General features: G+C 74.7%; 16 protein-coding genes. 4 read left to right on the top strand and 12 right to left on the bottom strand.

The annotated features are described in order from the left end of the window. Nucleotides 1-110: 110 nt before the first annotated feature. From O7633_RS28745 to O7633_RS28725, 5 genes are all read right to left on the bottom strand, one after another. Nucleotides 111-1,799, bottom strand: coding sequence for a ribonuclease J (locus tag O7633_RS28745; RefSeq protein WP_074473902.1), 1,689 nt, complete (start codon nucleotides 1,797-1,799; stop codon nucleotides 111-113). 57 nt (nucleotides 1,800-1,856) lie between these two features. After that, on the bottom strand, nucleotides 1,857-2,780 hold the full coding sequence (gene dapA, locus O7633_RS28740) for a 4-hydroxy-tetrahydrodipicolinate synthase (protein WP_282324629.1): 924 nt from the start codon (nucleotides 2,778-2,780) through the stop codon (nucleotides 1,857-1,859). A gap of 46 nt (nucleotides 2,781-2,826) precedes the next feature. Then, nucleotides 2,827-3,570 carry an FAD-dependent thymidylate synthase gene (gene thyX / locus O7633_RS28735; RefSeq protein ID WP_074474055.1) on the bottom strand — a complete coding sequence of 248 codons (744 nt, stop codon included), beginning with the start codon at nucleotides 3,568-3,570 and terminating at the stop codon, nucleotides 2,827-2,829. A 181-nt stretch (nucleotides 3,571-3,751) separates the two neighbouring features. Further along, nucleotides 3,752-4,318 (bottom strand): DUF2752 domain-containing protein, encoded by a 567-nt coding sequence (locus tag O7633_RS28730; RefSeq protein ID WP_278133052.1) that lies wholly within the window; start codon nucleotides 4,316-4,318, stop codon nucleotides 3,752-3,754. Continuing rightward, the gene (locus O7633_RS28725) at nucleotides 4,315-5,544 is read right to left on the bottom strand and encodes a crosslink repair DNA glycosylase YcaQ family protein (protein ID WP_282324628.1); all 1,230 of its coding nucleotides are present in this window, start codon (nucleotides 5,542-5,544) and stop codon (nucleotides 4,315-4,317) included. The genes O7633_RS28730 and O7633_RS28725 overlap by 4 nt, the downstream gene beginning before the upstream one ends. 79 nt (nucleotides 5,545-5,623) lie before the next feature. Between O7633_RS28725 and O7633_RS28720 the strand changes: the two genes are divergently transcribed. Beyond that, on the top strand, nucleotides 5,624-6,175 hold the full coding sequence (locus O7633_RS28720; RefSeq protein ID WP_282324627.1) for a GNAT family N-acetyltransferase: 552 nt from the start codon (nucleotides 5,624-5,626) through the stop codon (nucleotides 6,173-6,175). Here O7633_RS28720 and O7633_RS28715 read toward each other — a convergent pair. After that, a complete protein-coding gene (locus O7633_RS28715) occupies nucleotides 6,097-7,341 on the bottom strand; it encodes a glycosyltransferase family 87 protein (protein WP_348776306.1) in 1,245 nt (414 codons plus the stop codon). The two genes, O7633_RS28720 and O7633_RS28715, sit on opposite strands and share 79 nt — an antisense overlap. A 35-nt stretch (nucleotides 7,342-7,376) precedes the next feature. Here O7633_RS28715 and O7633_RS28710 point away from each other — a divergent pair, with 35 nt between their 5' ends. Both O7633_RS28710 and O7633_RS28705 read left to right on the top strand, forming a co-directional pair. Beyond that, a complete protein-coding gene (locus O7633_RS28710) occupies nucleotides 7,377-7,970 on the top strand; it encodes a GNAT family N-acetyltransferase (RefSeq protein ID WP_282324626.1) in 594 nt (197 codons plus the stop codon). 84 nt (nucleotides 7,971-8,054) lie between these two features. Then, nucleotides 8,055-9,023 carry a sigma-70 family RNA polymerase sigma factor gene (locus O7633_RS28705; RefSeq protein ID WP_282324625.1) on the top strand — a complete coding sequence of 323 codons (969 nt, stop codon included), beginning with the start codon at nucleotides 8,055-8,057 and terminating at the stop codon, nucleotides 9,021-9,023. Nucleotides 9,024-9,075: 52 nt separating this feature from the next. Here O7633_RS28705 and O7633_RS28700 read toward each other — a convergent pair whose 3' ends face one another. From O7633_RS28700 to O7633_RS28685, 4 genes are all read right to left on the bottom strand, one after another. Then, nucleotides 9,076-9,978, bottom strand: coding sequence for a carbohydrate ABC transporter permease (locus O7633_RS28700; RefSeq protein WP_282324624.1), 903 nt, complete (start codon nucleotides 9,976-9,978; stop codon nucleotides 9,076-9,078). A 1-nt stretch (nucleotide 9,979) separates the two neighbouring features. Further along, complete coding sequence (locus O7633_RS28695; RefSeq protein ID WP_282324623.1) at nucleotides 9,980-11,059, bottom strand: sugar ABC transporter permease; 1,080 nt, start codon at nucleotides 11,057-11,059, stop codon at nucleotides 9,980-9,982. Between the two features lie 70 nt (nucleotides 11,060-11,129). Further along, on the bottom strand, nucleotides 11,130-12,374 hold the full coding sequence (locus O7633_RS28690; protein ID WP_282324622.1) for an extracellular solute-binding protein: 1,245 nt from the start codon (nucleotides 12,372-12,374) through the stop codon (nucleotides 11,130-11,132). A 24-nt stretch (nucleotides 12,375-12,398) separates the two neighbouring features. After that, complete coding sequence (locus tag O7633_RS28685; protein WP_282324621.1) at nucleotides 12,399-13,427, bottom strand: substrate-binding domain-containing protein; 1,029 nt, start codon at nucleotides 13,425-13,427, stop codon at nucleotides 12,399-12,401. Nucleotides 13,428-13,548: 121 nt separating this feature from the next. Between O7633_RS28685 and O7633_RS28680 the strand changes: the two genes are divergently transcribed. Continuing rightward, the gene (locus tag O7633_RS28680; RefSeq protein WP_282324620.1) at nucleotides 13,549-15,663 is read left to right on the top strand and encodes a glycogen debranching N-terminal domain-containing protein; all 2,115 of its coding nucleotides are present in this window, start codon (nucleotides 13,549-13,551) and stop codon (nucleotides 15,661-15,663) included. On the opposite strand, the gene O7633_RS28675 is transcribed toward O7633_RS28680, so the two are convergent. Both O7633_RS28675 and dapB read right to left on the bottom strand, forming a co-directional pair. Beyond that, nucleotides 15,644-16,126 (bottom strand): GNAT family N-acetyltransferase, encoded by a 483-nt coding sequence (locus O7633_RS28675; RefSeq protein ID WP_282324619.1) that lies wholly within the window; start codon nucleotides 16,124-16,126, stop codon nucleotides 15,644-15,646. The two genes, O7633_RS28680 and O7633_RS28675, sit on opposite strands and share 20 nt — an antisense overlap. A gap of 113 nt (nucleotides 16,127-16,239) precedes the next feature. After that, nucleotides 16,240-17,007, bottom strand: coding sequence for a 4-hydroxy-tetrahydrodipicolinate reductase (dapB, locus tag O7633_RS28670; RefSeq protein ID WP_178063863.1), 768 nt, complete (start codon nucleotides 17,005-17,007; stop codon nucleotides 16,240-16,242). Nucleotides 17,008-17,077 lie beyond the last annotated feature (70 nt).

Here is a 17,077-nt window from a genome sequence, read left to right as displayed (position 1 = left end):
ACCGTGCGGCGTCGGTGTCCGTACCCCAGGCCGGCGGGAGAAACGCCGACGCCGGCCCACCGCTCGGGGGTGGGTCGGCGTCGGTACGCGCGAACGCGGCGGTGCGGGCGTCAGACCTCGACGACCGTCGGGACGATCATGGGCCGGCGGCGGTACTTGTCGTTGACCCACCGGCCGACGGTGCGCCGGACGATCTGCTGGAGCTGGTGCGGGTCGGTGATGCCGTCGGCGGCGGCCCGGTTGAGCGCCTCGGTGACCAGCGGCACGACCGGGTTGAACGCCTCCGGGTCCTCCGAGAAGCCCTTCGCCGAGACGGTGGGGCCGCCCACGACCTTGCCGGTGACCGAGTCGACCACGACGGTGGTGGCGATGAACCCGCCGTCGCCGAGGATCCGCCGCTCGGTGAGCAGCGACTCGCTGACGTCGCCCACCGCGAGGCCGTCGACGTAGACGTACCGGCTCTTGACGTGGCCGACGAGGCTGGCGCGGCCCTCGACCAGGTCGACGACGTCGCCGTCCTCGCAGAGCACCACCCGGTCCGGGGCGACCCCGGACTCGATGCCGAGGCGGGCGTGGGCCCGCAGGTGCCGCCACTCGCCGTGCACCGGCATCAGGTTGCTCGGGCGGGTCACGTTGAGCAGGTAGAGCAGCTCACCGGCGGGGGCGTGACCGGAGACGTGGACCTTCGCCACGTCCTTGTGCACGACGACCGCCCCGGCCCGGGCCAGGCGGTTGATCACCCGGTAGACCGAGGTCTCGTTGCCGGGCACCAGCGAGGACGCCAGCACCACCGTGTCGCCGGGGGCGATGGTGATGTGCCGGTGGTCGCCGCTGGCCATCCGGCCGAGCGCGCTCATCGGCTCGCCCTGCGAGCCGGTGGACATCAGCACGATCCGCTCCGGCGGCAGCGCCGTGGCCTCCTCGATGCTGATCACCAGGCCGGCGGGGATGTTGAGCAGGCCCAGGTCCCGGGCGATGCCCATGTTGCGGACCATCGAGCGGCCGATCAGCGCCACCTTGCGGCCGTGCTCGACGGCCGAGTCGAAGACCTGCTGCACCCGGTGCACGTGCGAGGCGAACGAGGCGACGATGATCCGCCCCTTCGCCTTCGCGAAGATCGAGTCGAGGACCGGCCCGATCTCGCGTTCCGGGGTGACGAAGCCGGGGATCTCCGCGTTCGTGGAGTCCGACAGCAGCAGGTCGACGCCCTCCGCGCCGAGCCGGGCGAAGCCGGCCAGGTCGGTGATCCGGCCGTCCAGGGGGAGCTGGTCCATCTTGAAGTCGCCGGTGTGCAGCACCAGGCCGGCGGGGGTGCGGATGGCCACCGCGAGCGCGTCGGGGATCGAGTGGTTGACGGCGAAGAACTCGCACTCGAACGGGCCGAGCCGCTCCCGGCCGCCCTCCCGCACGGTCAGCGTGTAGGGCTGGATGCGCCGCTCGGCCAGCTTCGCCTCGACCAGGGCGAGGGTGAACTGCGAGCCGACCAGCGGAATGTCCGGCTTGTGGGCGAGCAGGTACGGCACCGCGCCGATGTGGTCCTCGTGGCCGTGGGTGAGCACGATCGCCTGCACGTCGGCGAGCCGGTCCAGGATCGGCCCGAAGTCGGGCAGGATCAGGTCCACGCCCGGTTGCTCGACGTCGGGGAAGAGCACCCCGCAGTCGACGATGAGCAGCTTGCCGTCGTACTCGAAGACGGTCATGTTCCGACCGATGGCGCCGAGCCCGCCGAGCGGGATGATCCGCAGGCCGCCCTCGGGCAGCGGCGGGGGCAGTTCGCCCTCGTTGTGCGCCTCGGTCACGCGTCCACCTCATTCTGCGACGCCGTCGCCCGGCGTCCGTCGTGTCGTTCGATCATGTCAGGGGAGCTCCAGACCCGCCGCCGCGCAGTCCGCGCGCAGCTGGGCGATCTCGTCGGGGGTGGCGTCCACCAGCGGGGGCCGCACCGGGCCGGCCGGCAGGCCCAGGGCCGCCAGGGCCGCCTTGACCAGGATGGTGCCCTGGGTGCGGAAGATGCCGGTGGACAGGGGCAGCAGCCGCCGGTGCAGGGCGAGCGCGGTGCCGGGGTCGCCCGCGTCGTACGCCTCGATCATCCGCTTGGTGAGCGCGCCGGTGAAGTGGGTCGAGGTGCCGACGACCCCGACGCCGCCGACCGCCAGCGCGGGCAGGACGAGGGAGTCCTCCCCGCTGTAGAAGGCCAGGTCGGTGCGGCTGGTCACCCACGACGTCGCGGTGAGGTCACCCTTGGCGTCCTTGACCGCGACGATGCGGTCGTGCTCGGCGAGCCGGACCAGGGTCTCGGTCTCGATCGGCACCCCGGAGCGGTGCGGGATGTCGTAGAGCATGATCGGCAGCCCGGTGGCGTCCGCGACGGCGGTGAAGTGCCGGACCAGCCCGCTCTGCGGCGGCTTGTTGTAGTACGGGGTCACCACCAGCAGGCCGTGCGCGCCGGCCTTCTCGGCCGACGCGGCCAGCTCGATGGTGTGCCGGGTGTCGTTGGTGCCGACCCCGGCGACCACCCTGGCCCGGTCGCCGATCGCCTCCACCACGGCCCGGATCAGGCGTTCCTTCTCCGCGTCGGTGGTGGTGGGCGACTCGCCGGTGGTGCCGTTGAGCACGAGCGCGTCGTTGCCCTGCTCGTCGACGAGGTGGTTCGCGAGGCGTACGGCGCCGTCGAGGTCCAGGGAACCGTCGGAGGTGAACGGGGTCACCATGGCCGTGAGCACTCGGCCGAACGGGCGGGACACCGCCCGGTCGGCGGCAACAGGGTGGTCGTGCGTCATGCTCACAACCTAGCGGACGACCACCGGCGGGCCGGTGGGGAAGGGTTCAGGACAGCTCGGCGAGCGGGCTGGCCGCCACCTCCGTGCCGTCGGGCAGCGTGGAGATGACGAAGTCGGCGAACACGTTCGGGGCGACCCGCTGGAGCTGACGCAGGCACTCCACGGCCAGCTCGCGGATCTCCACGTCGGCGTGCTCGGTGGCCCGCATCGCGACGAAGTGCCGCCAGGCCCGGTAGTTGCCGGTGACCACGATCCGGGTCTCGGTGGCGTTGGGCAGCACCGCGCGGGCCGCCTGCCGGGCCTGCTTGCGGCGCAGCGTCGGGTTGGGCTCGGCGGAGAAGCGCTGCTCCAGGCCCTCCAGCAGCTCCGTGTACGCCCGCACGCTCGCCTCGGCGGCCTCGACGAACCGCTTGTGCAGCTCCGGGTCGTCGGCGATCACCGCCGGCTCGACCATCGCGGCGTCGCGCTCGGGGACGTACCGCTGGGAGAGCTGGGAGTAGGAGAAGTGCCGGTGCCGGATCAGCTCGTGGGTGAACGAGCGGGACACCCCGGTGAAGTAGAAGCTCACCGAGCCGTGCTCCAGCACCGACAGGTGCCCCACCTCCAGGATGTGCGCCAGGTAGCCGGCGTTGGTGGCGGTGGCCGGGTTCGGCTTGGACCAGCTCTGGTAGCAGGCCCGGCCGGCGAACTCGGCGAGCGCCTGGCCGCCCTCGGCGTCGGTGGACCACGGCACGTCGTCCGGGGCCTGGAACTGGGTCCACGCGACGAGCTTGACCTGGGGCTGCACCATCTCCGGCATGCCAGGGACTGTAGTGGTCCGCCGGCCGGCCGCCCAAGTCGGGCGCGCCCGGTGCCACGACGCTCACCCGCCGGTCGGGCGCGTCGCTCCCCCCGGCCGGGACCACCCGGTCTCCCGCCTAGGGAGCTGAGTCGTTCACGACATCAGGGCCGGGGTCGGGCTCGGCGCCGGGTCAGACGTAGAGGGAGGTGAAGGGGGCCCAGGGCAGGTTGCGGGCCACCGAGAAGGCCAGCCACAGGGCCAGGAAGCCGCCGATCACCTTCGAGCTGACCTGCGGCTGCGGCAGCCGCCAGCCGAACGCCTGCCGGCCCGCCCAGGCGACGAAGAGGTAGGCCAGGAAGGGCAGCACGAAGACGAAGAGGAAGTGGTGCCGGGCGGCGGCCGGCAGGTCGCCGTGCAGCACGTACCACAGCGCGCGGGTGCCGCCGCAGCCCGGACAGTCCAGCCCGGTGGTGAGCTTCAGCAGGCAGCTGGGGGCGGCGTCGGGCGCGGCCCGGGTCGGGTCGCTGAGCAGCGCGTACGCCATGCCGAGGCCGACGCAGCCGAGCGCGGCCAGGGGGGCCGCCCAGCGCGGCGACCGGGCGTGCACCCGCATCACGAGGCGGGTCAGCCGGTCGGGCTCCGCCACCGGGTACGCCCCCGGCGGCCACTCCCCCGGCGCGGGCGCGGGGGCCTGCGCGTCAGGGTGCGGGTGTGGGTGCGGGGCCGCCGGGCCGTCGACGCTCGTCACGCCGCTCACGGTACACCGGCCACGCTCCTCAGGGCGGCGGCCAGCGGAACGGCGAGGTCACCGGCGGCGGGCGGGGCGACCGCGCTCAGCCCCAGCCAGCCGGCCAGCCGGTGCAGCTCGGCGGCCAGGGCCACCGCCGTCTCCCCCGGCTCGGCCCCCGGCTCGGCCCAGGCGGCCGGCACCAGCAGCACGCCGGCCCGGCGGTCGGCCTTCAGGTCGACCCGGGCGGTGAACCGCTCCCCCTGGAGGAACGGCAGCACGTAGTAGCCGTGGACCCGCTGCGGGGCCGGGACGTAGATCTCGATGCGGTAGGCGAAGCCGAACAGCCGCTCGGTGCGCCCCCGCTCCCACACCAGCGGGTCGAACGGGCTGACCAGGGTGTTGCCCCGCACCCAGCGGGGCAGCCGGGCGGCGGCGTGCAGGTAGGCCGGGTGCCGCCAGCCCTCGACCGTGACCGGGGTCAGCTCGCCGGACTCGACCAGCTCGGCGATCGCCCGCCGGGCCCCGGCGACGGGCAGCCGGAAGTAGTCGCGCAGCTCCGGCTCGGCGGCCACGCCGAGCGAACGGGCGGCGACCGCGACCAGGGCGCGGTGCGCCTCGGCGTCGGTCGGGGTGGGCGCGTCCAGCACGGCGGCTGGCAGTACCCGCTCGGGCAGGTCGTAGCGACGGGCGAACGACGGGGTGCGGTCGGCGGCGGTGACCTCGCCGGCCCAGAAGAGGAACTCCAGCGCCCGCTTCACGGTCGACCAGTTCCAGCCCCAGTTGCCGGTCTCCCGGGGCGCGTCGTGCTCGATCTCGGCGGCGGTGAGCGGGCCCCGGGCGGCGACCTCGTCGCGCACCCACGCCACCAGCTCGGGCTGCTCCTGCGCGATGCGGCGCATCCCGCCCCACGCCTCGTCGCGGGCCTTGGCCATCCGCCAGCGCAGCGCCGCGTGCAGCCCGACGGGGACCAGCGACGCCTCGTGCCCCCAGTATTCGAACAGCTCGCGGGGGCGGCGGTAGGCCGCGGCGTCGAGCAGGGCCGTCGGGTAGGGCCCGAGCCGGCTGTAGAGCGGCAGGTAGTGCGCGCGTTGCAGCACGTTGACCGAGTCCATCTGGATCAGCCCGACCCGGTCGAGGACCCGACGCAGGTGCCGGCGGGTGGGCACGCCGGCCGGCGGCGGGTCGGCGAAGCCCTGGGCGGCCAGGGCGACCCGGCGGGCCTGGGCGAGCGAGAGCGAATCCGGTGCGGTCATCGTCGGGCACCCTAATCCAGCGGTACGACACCGGTGCGGCTGGCTGGACCTCACGCCCGGCGGGGCATAGAACGGACGCATGCTGATCATCCGCCCCGAGGAGCCGGACGACGCCGAGGCGGTGGCCCGGGTGCACGTGCACGGCTGGCAGGACGGCTACGCCGGCCTCATGCCGCCGGAGGTGCTGGCGCGGCTCAACGTGGCGGCCTGGGCGCAGCGCCGCCGGGACCTGGGCACGGCGGACCCGGAGCACCCGTTCACCACCCTGCTCGCCGAGCGCGACGGCGCGGTGATCGGGTTCACCACGTTCGGCCCGTACCGCAACAACCAGGACCGGGCCGACCTCGACCATACACTCGGCGAGGTGCTCACCATGTACGTCGACCGGGCGTTCTGGGGGGACGGGACGGCCGGGCGGCTGCTGGCGGCGGCGAAGCAGCGGCTGGCCGGGCGGGGCTGGACGGCGTACCGGCTGTGGGTGTTGCGGGACAACCGGCGGGCCCGGCGGTTCTACGAGCGGGCCGGGCTGTCGCCCGACGGCGAGCAGACCACCTACCCGGTGCCGCTGGCCGGCGGGGCGCCCCCGCTGGGGCTGGTCGAGCTGAGGTACGCGGGGCTGCTCGACGGCTGACCGGCCGGGCGGCGCACGGGCAGGAACAGCAGCAGCGCGAGGCTGATCCAGACGTAGGTGTTGCTGCCGAGAAACCCGTCGACGCCGGTGAAGTCCTTCTCCCAGGCCCAGACGATGCGGCTGCACAGCAGGGCGTACCCGATGATCGCGGCGGCCAGCAGGACGCGGCGTCGGCGGCTGCGCGCGGGGGCCGCCGTGCCGTTGTCGACCAGCAGGATCAGCCCGGGCAGCAGCCAGACCAGGTGGTGCACCCAGGTCACGGGGCTGACCAGGCACATCAGCGCGCCGGTGAGGGCGAGGCCGGTGGCCTCGTCGCCGGCCCGGGCGGCGGCCCGCGAGCGCCACGCCCAGGCGGCGAGGGTGGCGAGCACCAGCGCCAGCCAGGCCACGGTGCTGGGGTGTTCGGGGTTGAGCCGGGCGACCACGCCCTGCAACGACTGGTTCGACACGAAGGCCAGCTCGCCGACGCGGCCGGTGTTCCACAGCGCGGAGGTCCAGAACTCGCGGGACGCGTCGGGGAACAGCGCGGCGGCGACCAGGGACGCCCCGGCGGCCGTGCCGGCGGCGGTCAGGGCGGCCCGCCAGCGACCGGTGACCAGCAGGTAGACGAGGAAGATCCCCGGGGTCAGTTTGATCGCGGTGGCCAGCCCGATGCCCACTCCCGCCCAGCGGTTGCCCGCCGGCAGCAGCCGCAGCAGGTCCACCGCGACGAGGAAGAGCAGCAGCATGTTGACCTGGCCGAAGTTGACCGTCTCGCGCATCGGCTCGAACGCGGCGGCCAGGCAGAGCGCCACGGCGAGGGCGAACCAGCCGGTCCAGCCGCGGCGGCGGGCGACCGGGGCGAGCAGCCACCAGATCAGCACGGCGCTGACCACGACCGACGCGGCGACGCTCACCGCGATCGCGGCGGGCCACGGCAGCAGGGCCATCGGCAGCATGACCAGGGCGGCGAAGGGCGGGTAGGTGAAGCCGTACTGGGTGCCGGGCTTGAGGAAGTCGTAGATCTCCCCGCCGTCGTGCACCCAGAAGTGGAGCGCGCCGTAGTAGACCTTGAGGTCGAAGAAGCCGTGCCGCACGGCCGCCACGGACAGGAACGCGGTCACCGCGAGGGCGAGCCCGACCACCGCGGCGACCTGCCCGATCGTCCGTTTGGCACCCTGCGCCACCGTGGCCTCCCTCGCCCTGCGTAGGCTTCCGTCCCATGGCTCTCGGGTACGTCCGCCCGGCGCGTCCGGAAGACGCCGGCGAGATCGCACGCATCCAGCTCGCGACCTGGCGGGTCGCGTATCGCCGGATCCTGCCCCGGCACGTGCTCGACAACCTGGACGAGGAGTATCTCGCCAGGCGGTGGAGCGCGGCGGTGCAGGAGCCGCCCTCGGGCACGCACCGGGTGCTCGTCGCCGTCGAACAGGCCGAACAATCGTATCTGGTGGGATTTGCCGCGTCCGGACCGGCCGACGCCGAGTCCCTCGCCCCGAACGAGCCGGTCGAGGCGCTCGGGTCCGGCGTGGTGGCGGTGACGGACCTGCTGGTCGAGCCGCGCTGGGGCCGGCGCGGGCACGGCAGCCGGCTGCTCGCCGCGAGCGTGGACCTGTGGCGCTCCGACGGCTTCGGGCGGGCGGTGGCGTGGGCGTTCGACGCCGACGCGGCGACCCGGAAGTTCCTCACCGGCGCGGGCTGGGAGCCCGACGGCGCGGCCCGGGCCCTCGACGTGGACGACATGCTGGTCAACCAGCTCCGGCTGCACGTGGCGGTGCCGGCCGAGGGCGCGGCGGAGGACGACGCCGCCGGCTGACCGGGCGGGCTCCGCCGGCCGGGGCCGGCCTGCCGGCGCGTCGGGGTTGCCGGGAATGTCGGTGGTGCCGCCTACGGTGGCGGGATGAGCGTGTCGACGCCGCCGTCGGAGCGGCAACTGGAGGAGCACCGGGTGGAGCTCACCGGCTACTGCTACCGGATGCTCGGCTCGGCCTTCGACGCGGAGGACGCCGTCCAGGAGACGCTGCTGCGCGCCTGGCGGGGGCTGGCCGGTTTCGACGGCCGGTCCAGCGTGCGCACCTGGGTCTACCGGATCGCCACCAACGTGTGCCTGGACCTGCTGCGCGGGCGGTCCCGCCGGGCGGTCCCGACCGACCTCACGGACCCGTCGGCGCCGGTGCTGGCGGCGCTGGGCGAGCCCCGGCCCGCCGGGGAGTGGGTCGGGCCGGCCCCCGACGCCCGGGTGCTGCCCACCGGCGGGGACCCGGCCGAGGTGGCGGTGGCCCGGGAGTCGGTGCGGCTGGCCTTCGTCGCCACGTTGCAGCACCTGCCGCCCCGGCAGCGGGCCGTGCTGCTCCTGCGCGACGTGCTGCGCTGGCGGGCCGACGAGGTCGCCGGCCTGCTCGACACCAGCGTGGCGGCGGTCAACAGCGCGTTGCAGCGGGCCCGCGCGACGCTGGCCGCCCGGTGCGTCGACGCCGACCCGCCGGCCGCCGCCCTCGACAGCGGGCACCGCGAGCTGCTCGACCGCTACGTGCACGCCTTCGAGCGCTACGACATCGACACGCTGGTCGCGCTGCTGCGGGCCGACGCCGTGCAGACCATGCCGCCCTACCGGCTCTGGCTGCGGGGCGCGGGCGACATCGGGCGCTGGATGACGGGCCCGGGCGCCGGCTGCGCGGGGTCCCGGCTGGTCCCGGTGGCGGTCAACGGCAGCCCGGGGTTCGCGCAGTACCGGCGGGATCCGGCGGGCGGGCACCAGCCGTTCTCGATCCAGCTCGTCGGCTGCTGGGGCGGCCGGGTCGCCCGGCTCGACTACTTCCTCGACCCGGCCCTGTTCCCGCTGTTCGGGCTGCCGGGCCGGCTGCCCTGAGCCGGCGCAGCCGAAGCTGGAGTGCCAGCGGAGCGACGGCCCGGCAGGCCGGTCAGCCCTTGTCCGCGCCGTCGTTGGCGTCCCGCACGAAATACCGCTGGAAGACCACGAAGATCACCGCGACCGGGATGGTCGCCAGCAGCGCCGCGCCGAGCTTGAGCGGATACTGGGTGCCCTTGCCGAGCGAGCCGCTGACCAGGTCGGCCAGGCCGCGCGGCAGGGTGAACAGGTCCGGGTCCTGCACCGCGACCAGGCTGTGCGGGAACTCGTTCCAGGAGCCCTGGAACGACAGGATGGTCAGCGTGATCAGCGCCGGCTTCGCCATCGGCAGCACCACCGACCAGAACGTGCGGAAGACGCTCGCCCCGTCGATGCGGGCGGCCTCCTCCACGCTGACCGGGATCGACTCGAAGAACTGCTTCATGATGAACACGCCGGCCGCGTCGGCGAGCAGCGGCACCACCAGGCCGGCGTAGCTGTCGTACATGCCGAGCTGGTTGAGCACGAGGAACTTCGGGATCAGCAGCACCACGCCGGGCACCGCCATCACCGCGACGACCGCGGCGAACAGCCCGGCGCGGCCCCGGAAGCGCAGCCGGGCCAGGGCGTAGCCGGCGAGCGAGTCGAAGAACACCCGGCCGGCGGTGACCAGCACCGTGACCAGCAGCGAGTTGCCGAGCCAGAGCGGGAAGGCGGTGCCCGCGAAGATCCGTTCGAAGCCGGCCAGCGACAGCGGGTCCGGGATCGGCGAGAGCGGGTTGGCGGCCGCGTCCGGCTCGGTCTTGAGCGCGTTGCCGATCTGGATGACGAACGGGTAGAGGAACACCAGCGCGAAGAAGACCAGGGCCGCGTACCCCACGAGGCGGCTCGCCAGGGTGCGGGCCCCACGGTCGCGGGCGCGGCGCGGCCGGGCGGGCGGCGCGGGTGCCGCCGGCCGGTCGGTCAGCACGGCCATCTCAACCCCCTTCCGGTACGCGTCGACGCCACCACCGGCCGCGCCCGGGCGCGGCGGGCTCCCGGTCGGCCATCAGCCGGCGCTGGAGCAGGGTGAGCGCGATGATGATCAGGAACAGCACGAACGAGATGGCCGCGCCGGAGCCGTAGTCGAAGTCCCGGAACGCGGTGCGGTACGACAGGTACGCGGGGGTGAGCGTGGTCTTGGCCGGCTCGCCCTGGCTCATCACGTACACCTGGTCGAAGACCTGCCAGGAGCCGATCAGGCCGAGGGTGAGCACGAGGAACGTGGTCGGCTTGATCATCGGCAGGGTGACGTGCCGGAAGCGCTGCCAGCGGCCGGCCCCGTCGAGGGTGCTGGCCTCGTCGAGGGCCACCGGGACGTTCTGGAGCGCGGCGAGGAACATCAGCATGAACGTGCCGGAGGTGGTCCAGACGACCAGCGTGATGATCGAGACCATGGCGACGCTCGGCCCGGACAGCCAGTCCCACCAGCTCAGCCCGAACGGCCCGCCGTCGGCGAGCGCGGCCGGCGGCGCGTCCACCCCGACCGCGCCGAGCAGCAGGTGCAGCACGCCCCGGGGGTCGGCGAACCACTGCGGCCCCCGGACGCCGAGCATGCCGAGCAGGGCGTTGACCGCGCCGGAGTTGGCGAACAGGAACAGGAAGACCACGCTGATCGCCACCGAGCTGGTCACCGAGGGGAAGTAGAACGCGGTGCGGAAGAAGCCCCTGCCCCGCAGCATCCGGTTGTTGACGACGAGGGCGAGCCCGAGGGCCAGCGCCGTCTGGGTCGGCACCACGATCGCCACGTAGTAGGCGTTGTTGCGCAGGCTGGTCATGAAGTCGCGGCGGGCCAGCCCCTCCTCGGCGAACAGCCGGGTGTAGTTGTCGGCCCCGACGAACGGGGCCCGACCGGTGAACGGGCTGCCCTGGCCGTTCCAGTCGGTGAGGCTCACCCAGAGCGCCATCAGGATCGGCAGCAGCAGGAACAGCCCGAGGATCACGACCACCGGGGCGACGAAGAGCCACCCGGCGAGGTTCTCGTTGCTCCGGACGCCCCGCGCGACGCGCTTGCCCATCTTCCCTCCTCCCTGCAAGGAAGGGCCCCTTGTTAACGCATACGGTTAGTAGGGGGCCCTTCCTTGCGCCTCAGCCGGCGAGTGCCGCCCTGGCGTTGGCGTCGAAGCGGGCGAGGACGGCCTTCGGGTCGCCGGTGGCCAGCCCCTGTAGGCCGGTGTCGAGGTCGCCGAGGACGCTGTCCATCTTCGGCGCGTTCACCGGGCCCTGGGCGTACTGCGCGCCGTCGACGAACGGCTTGTCGGCCGGGAAGGCGGCGGTGTACTGGTCGCGCACGGACTGCCGGGACGGCATCACGCCGAACGCCTTGGCGAACGCCATCTGCTGGTCGCCGGCGGTCATCGCCTCGACGAACTTGATCGCCTGCTCCTTGTACCGGCTCTTGGCGGCGATGCCCCAGCACTGGGTGAAGGAGAGCGTCCCCTTGCCCTTCGGGCCGGCGGGCAGCTCGACGACGCGGTACTTCACGTCGGGGAAGTCGTTCTGGAGGGCGCCCTTGATCCAGTTGCCCTCGATGGTCATGACGGCCTTGCCCTTGCCGAACGCCTCGCCGGACCAGCCGGCGTCGAGCTGCTTCGGATACCGGGCCAGGCCCTCGTCCAGCATCGTCCGCACGTACTGGAGCGCGGCCAGGTTCTCCGGGGTGTCGGCGGTGGCCTGCTTGCCGTCGGGGCTGACCAGCCAGCCGCCGCTCTGCACGAGGAACGCGCCGATCCGGTCCCGGGTGTCGCCGAGGGCCAGCGGGACCAGGCCCCTGGCCTTGATCTTCCGGGCGGCGGCGTCGAGCTGGTCCCAGGTGGTCGGCACGTCGGCGTCGGTCAGGCCGGCCTTCGCCCACAGCTCCGTGTTGATCTGGAGGGCGAGGGTGGAGAAGTCCTTGGGCGCGCAGTAGAGCCTGCCGTTGTACGTGAACGTGGTGCGCAGGCTGGGGTAGAAGTCGTCCGGGCTGCTGATCCGGTCGCCGTAGGGCTCCAGCGCGCCGACGCTGGCGTAGTCGGCGAACCGGCTGGCGTCGACGTAGAAGACGTCGGGCGGGCTGCCCCCGGCGAGGGCCTGGCCGAGCTGCTGGGTGAGGTCCTGCGCCGGGGTGACGGTCGCGCTGTTGCCGGAGCCGGCGGCCCACGTCGCGGCGGCGGCCTGGACGGCCTTCGTCTCGGCGTCGCCGGAGGAGCCGATCAGGATCTGGAGGCTGGCCGGGCCGGCGGACTGGGCGGCGTCGGTGGAGTCGTCGAAGCCGCTGCCGCAGGCCGCGGAGCCGAGCAGCGCCACGGCGGCGACGCCGGCGACTGCCGCGCGGCGCAGGGATCGGGGTGTCATCTCACTCTCCTGGGGGTGGTGGGGTCACGCGGTCTGGCGTCGCACCAGCGACGGCTGGAGCAGCACCGGCGAGTCGACGGGTTGCCCGTCGAGCACGCCGGTGAGCAGGTCGACGCAGCGGGCGGCGGCCACGCCGAGGGGCTGGCTGACGCTGGTCAGGCCGACGGCGGCGGCGACGGGGGTGTCGTCGAAGCCGACGACGGCGACGGGCCCGCCGGGCGTCGGGGGGCCGGCGGGCGGGGCGTACGCGGCGCTGCCGCGCACCGCCTGGAGCGCGCCGAGGGCGAGGGAGTCGCTGGCGCAGACGACGGCGGTCGGCGGCTCGGCCACGGCGAGCAGTTCGCGCATCGTCCGCTCGCCCTCGGCGATGCCGTCGACGGTCTCGCGGTCCAGCCCGCCGGGGTCGACGCCGGCCTCGCGCAGCGTCTCGTGCCAGCCGGAGCGGCGCTCGCCGCCGACCGCCGAGGTGGGCAGCGGCCAGCCGATGTAGCCGATCCGCCGGTGGCCGGTGGCCAGCAGGTGACGGGTGGCCTGGGCCGTCCCGGCGGCGTTGTCGACGTCGACCCAGGGGTGCGGGTCGGGCGCGTCCCACGGGCGGCCGAACGTCACGAACGGCACGTCCCGCCCGGCCAGCCACGCGGTACGGGGGTCGCCGCGCTCGGTGCCGGTGAGCACGAACGCGTCCAGGTCGTACGCGCCGAGCAGGTCGTCGAAGGCGTCGATCTCCTGGTGGGCGTCGGTGGCGGTGTAGAGCATGACCCGGTAGCCGGCGCCCTCGGCGGTCTCGGTGAGCCCGTGCAGGAAGCGGTCGAGCACGGAGCCGTTGATCCCGTCCCGGGTCGGCTCGATGCGGACGGCGATGAGCCGGGACCGGCCGGTGCGCATCTGCCGGGCGGCCTGGTTGGCGCGGTAGCCGAGCTCGGTGATCGCCTCCTGCACCCGGCGGCGGGTCTCCTCGCGGACGATGTGCGGCGCGTTGAGCACGTTGGACACCGTCTGGCGGCTCACCCGGGCGTGCTGGGCCACAGTGGAGATGGTCACCTTCTGCGACATGAATCCCCCTTGCGGTCTTGAACGATCAAATGTCGATCCGGCAGGATTAGATCGTTCAAGTTGCCGGAATGTTTCGAACCTTGCACCGCCCCGGACGATCTGTCAAGACTGGAGCCCCGCCGTGCCCCCACCCCGCCTGCAACCCCTGCTGCACGACCTCGTCGGGCTGGTCCACGCCCCGACCAGCGCGCTGGGCGATGCGGCCGGACAGGTCCGCCCGTCCGGCGTGCAGGGCGTCTTCCACGCCGACGCCCGCGTGCTGTCCCGGGCCGAGCTGCGCGTCGACGACCGCGAGCCCGAGGCGCTGGCCCGGGGGCCCGTCGGCCCGCACGCCGCCCGCTTCGCCGGCCTCGCCCGGTGGCTCGGCGACCCCGGGCCCGACCCGACCGTCCGGGTCGACCGGGTCCGCCGTCTCGCACCGGCCGGCCTCACCGAGGAGATCCACGTCGTCTCCACCGCCGCCACCGGGGTCCGGGCCACCGTCAGCGTCGACCTCGGCTGCGACCTCGCCCCGATCGAGCTGGTCAAGTCCGGCGACGCCGCCGACCCGCTGGCGGCCCGCGCCGACGGCCCCGGCCGCCTCGCCTGGTCCGGCGGCGGCACCACCGTCACCGTCACCGGCGAGGGCGCGACCGTCGACGCCACCGGCGACCGGGCCACCGCGCCCCGGCTGAGCTGGCCGGTCGAGCTGCCCCCGCGCGGCGCGGTCACGCTGCGCTGGCGGCTCGCCGTCGACGACCCCCGCGCCGTGGTGACCGCCCCGCCCGCCGCGCCCACCTGGGCCCGCCCCGACGTCACCGCCGACGACCGGCGGCTCGTCCGCCTGCTCGACCGCTCCCTGGACGACCTGCACGCCCTGCGCCTGGCCGAGCCCGCCCACCCCGGCGACGTCTTCCTCGCCGCCGGGGTGCCCTGGTTCCTCACCCTCTTCGGGCGCGACAGCCTGTGGGCGGCCCGGATGCTGCTGCCGCTGGGCACCGAGCTGGCCGCCGGCACGCTGCGGGTGCTGGCCCGCCGGCAGGGCACCCGGGTCGACCCGGCCACCGGCGAGGCACCCGGCAAGATCCTGCACGAGCTGCGCCGGCACGAGTTCGCCGCCGGCGCGGGGCTGCGGCTGCCCCCGGCGTACTACGGCACCGTCGACGCCACGCTGCTCTGGGTCGCGCTGCTGCACGACGCCTGGCGCTGGGGGCTGCCGGCCGAGCAGGTGCAGCCGCTCCTGCCGCACCTGGAGGCCGCGCTGGCCTGGCTCGGCGAGCACGCCGACGCCGACGGCGACGGCCTCGTCGAGTACGTCGACACCACCGGCCACGGCCTGTCCAACCAGGGCTGGAAGGACTCCGGCGACGCCGTCCGGTTCCGCGACGGCCGGCAGGCGCAGGCGCCGATCGTCCTGGCCGAGGTGCAGGGCTACGCGTACGAGGCGGCGGTCGCCGGCGCGGCGCTGCTGGACGCGTTCGACCGCCCCGGCGGGGACCGGTGGCGCGCCCACGCGGCCCGGCTGGCCGAGCGGTTCCGGGCCACCTTCTGGGTCGACGGGCCGCACGGCCCCCAGCCGGCGCTGGCGCTGGACCGGGACAAGCGCCCGGTCGACTCGCTGACCAGCAACATCGGCCACCTGCTCGGCACCGGTCTGCTCACCGCCGACGAGTCGGCACAGGTCGCCCGGCTGCTCACCACCGAGTCCCTGGCCGGCGGCTTCGGGCTGCGCACCATGTCCACCGGCGACGCCGGGTTCAGCCCGCTGTCGTACCACTGCGGTTCGATCTGGACCCACGACACGGCGATCGTGCTCGCCGGGCTGGCCCGGGCCGGCTTCCGCACGGCGGCGCTCGGCCTGGCCGACGGGCTGCTCGCCGCCGCCGAGGCGTTCGACCACCGGCTGCCCGAGCTCTACGGCGGCGACGACCGGGGGCTGCTCGGGCGGCCCGTGCCGTACCCGGCGGCCTGCCGGCCGCAGGCGTGGTCCGCCGCGTCGGCGGTGCTGCTGCTCCAGGCCGGCGTCGGGCTCTACCCCGACGTGCCGGCCGGCCGGGTGCGCCTGGCCCCGCTCGCCGGCCCGGGGCTCGGGGCCCTCGCCGCGCGCAACCTGCGCGTCGCGGGCGCCCGGGTCGACGTCACGGTCACCGCCGCCGGCGAGGCCACCGTCGACCGCCTCCCGCCGGCCCTGACCGCCACCCCGGTCCCCGCCCCCCGCCCCGCCGCCGGGGCGGGCGTCAGGGGGTCGGCGGGGTGACCAGCTCGGCGACCACCTCGTCGTCCTCCCGCTCGCCGGTCAGGGCGAAGCCCAGGCGGGGATAGAGGGTGGCCGCAGCCGGGTTGTCGGGGTGGTACGACAGGCGCACGGCGGCGCAGCCGGGCTGGGCGCGCAGCCACGTCGCCAGGGTCGCCACCGTGGCCGCCCCGACCCCCCGGCCCTGCTCGGCGGCGTCGACGACCATCCCGCCGATCCAGCGCGCGCCGTCGTCGTCGACGCCCCACATGACGTGCCCGACGACGGTGTCGTCGGCGTAGACGGCCAGCGAGGTCCACACGTCGCCACGCAGGCTGGTCAGCAGGTAACGGGCGGCCATCGGGTAGACCCAGGCGCGCTGGTCGTCGCGGGGCGCGACGTCGGCGACGGCCCGCCAGTTGTCGTCGTCGACCGGGCGCAGGGTGACGTGCCGGCCGGCCCGGTCGTGGAGCTTCGAGTCGATCACCGCGGCAGCCTAGGCGCGGCGCGGCGGGCCGGCGACCGCTTTCCCCGCCGGGGCCGGTCGTCCCCGGCGGCATCGACCCGCCCGCGCAGCGCCGGCCGGGGACGCGCCGCCCGTCAGTCGAGCAGCGGGTCCAGGCCGATGGTCAGGCCCGGACGGGTACGCACCGCGCGCACCGCCAGCAGCACGCCCGGCATGAACGACGCCCGGTCGTACGAGTCGTGCCGGATGGTCAGCGTCTCGCCGGCCGTGCCGAACAGCACCTCCTGGTGCGCGACCAGGCCGGTGGCGCGGACGGCGTGCACGCGTACCCCGTCGATGTCGGCCCCCCGCGCGCCCGGCACCTCGTCCTTCGTGGCGTCCGGGGCCGGGCCCAGCCCGGCCTCGGCGCGGGCCTGCGCGATCCGGCGGGCGGTGTGGGTGGCGGTGCCGCTGGGGGCGTCCAGCTTGCGCGGGTGGTGCTGCTCGATGATCTCGACGGACTCGAAGTGGCGGGCCGCCCGCTCCGCGAACTGCATCATCAGCACCGCGCCGATGCCGAAGTTGGGGGCGATCACCACGCCGACCTCCGGCCGGGCGGCCAGCCAGTCGCGCACCTGGTCGAGCCGCCGCCCGGTGAAGCCGGTGGTGCCGACCACGGCGTGCACGCCCGCCTCGACGCACCAGCGCAGGTTGTCCAGCACGACGTCGGGGGTGGTGAAGTCGACGGCCACCTCGGCGCCGGCGGCGGCAGACCGGTCGTCGCCCTGGTCGATCGCCGCCACCAGCTCCAGGTCGGCGGCCGCCTCGACGGCCCGGCACACCTCGACGCCCATCCGGCCCCGGGCACCCAGCACGGCGACCCGGATCGGCCCCTGCGGGCCCTTCCCCTGCTCGTCAGTCACGGCCACAACCTATCCCAGCCGCACCGGCCGCACCGGGCCGGTCGCCGGCCGTCCCACGGGCGGACGGCGA

Origin of the sequence: Micromonospora sp. WMMD712 (genome assembly GCF_029581295.1) — a bacterium.
Taxonomy (GTDB): Bacteria; Actinomycetota; Actinomycetes; order Mycobacteriales; family Micromonosporaceae; genus Micromonospora; species Micromonospora carbonacea.
Note: the sequence above shows the minus strand (reverse complement) of the source record. Positions and strands in the feature narration are given on the sequence as shown.

Excerpts from the sequence above, each read along its gene's own strand:
- thyX (WP_074474055.1), bottom strand. The coding sequence starts at position 3,570 with ATGGTGCAGCCCCAGGTCAAGCTCGTCGCGTGGACCCAGTTCCAGGCC.
- O7633_RS28705 (WP_282324625.1), top strand. The coding sequence starts at position 8,055 with ATGAGCGTGTCGACGCCGCCGTCGGAGCGGCAACTGGAGGAGCACCGG.
- O7633_RS28685 (WP_282324621.1), bottom strand. The coding sequence starts at position 13,427 with ATGTCGCAGAAGGTGACCATCTCCACTGTGGCCCAGCACGCCCGGGTG.
- dapA (WP_282324629.1), bottom strand. The coding sequence starts at position 2,780 with ATGACGCACGACCACCCTGTTGCCGCCGACCGGGCGGTGTCCCGCCCG.
- O7633_RS28695 (WP_282324623.1), bottom strand. The coding sequence starts at position 11,059 with ATGGGCAAGCGCGTCGCGCGGGGCGTCCGGAGCAACGAGAACCTCGCC.
- O7633_RS28725 (WP_282324628.1), bottom strand. The coding sequence starts at position 5,544 with ATGACCGCACCGGATTCGCTCTCGCTCGCCCAGGCCCGCCGGGTCGCC.
- O7633_RS28690 (WP_282324622.1), bottom strand. The coding sequence starts at position 12,374 with ATGACACCCCGATCCCTGCGCCGCGCGGCAGTCGCCGGCGTCGCCGCC.
- O7633_RS28710 (WP_282324626.1), top strand. The coding sequence starts at position 7,377 with ATGGCTCTCGGGTACGTCCGCCCGGCGCGTCCGGAAGACGCCGGCGAG.
- O7633_RS28720 (WP_282324627.1), top strand. The coding sequence starts at position 5,624 with ATGCTGATCATCCGCCCCGAGGAGCCGGACGACGCCGAGGCGGTGGCC.
- O7633_RS28700 (WP_282324624.1), bottom strand. The coding sequence starts at position 9,978 with ATGGCCGTGCTGACCGACCGGCCGGCGGCACCCGCGCCGCCCGCCCGG.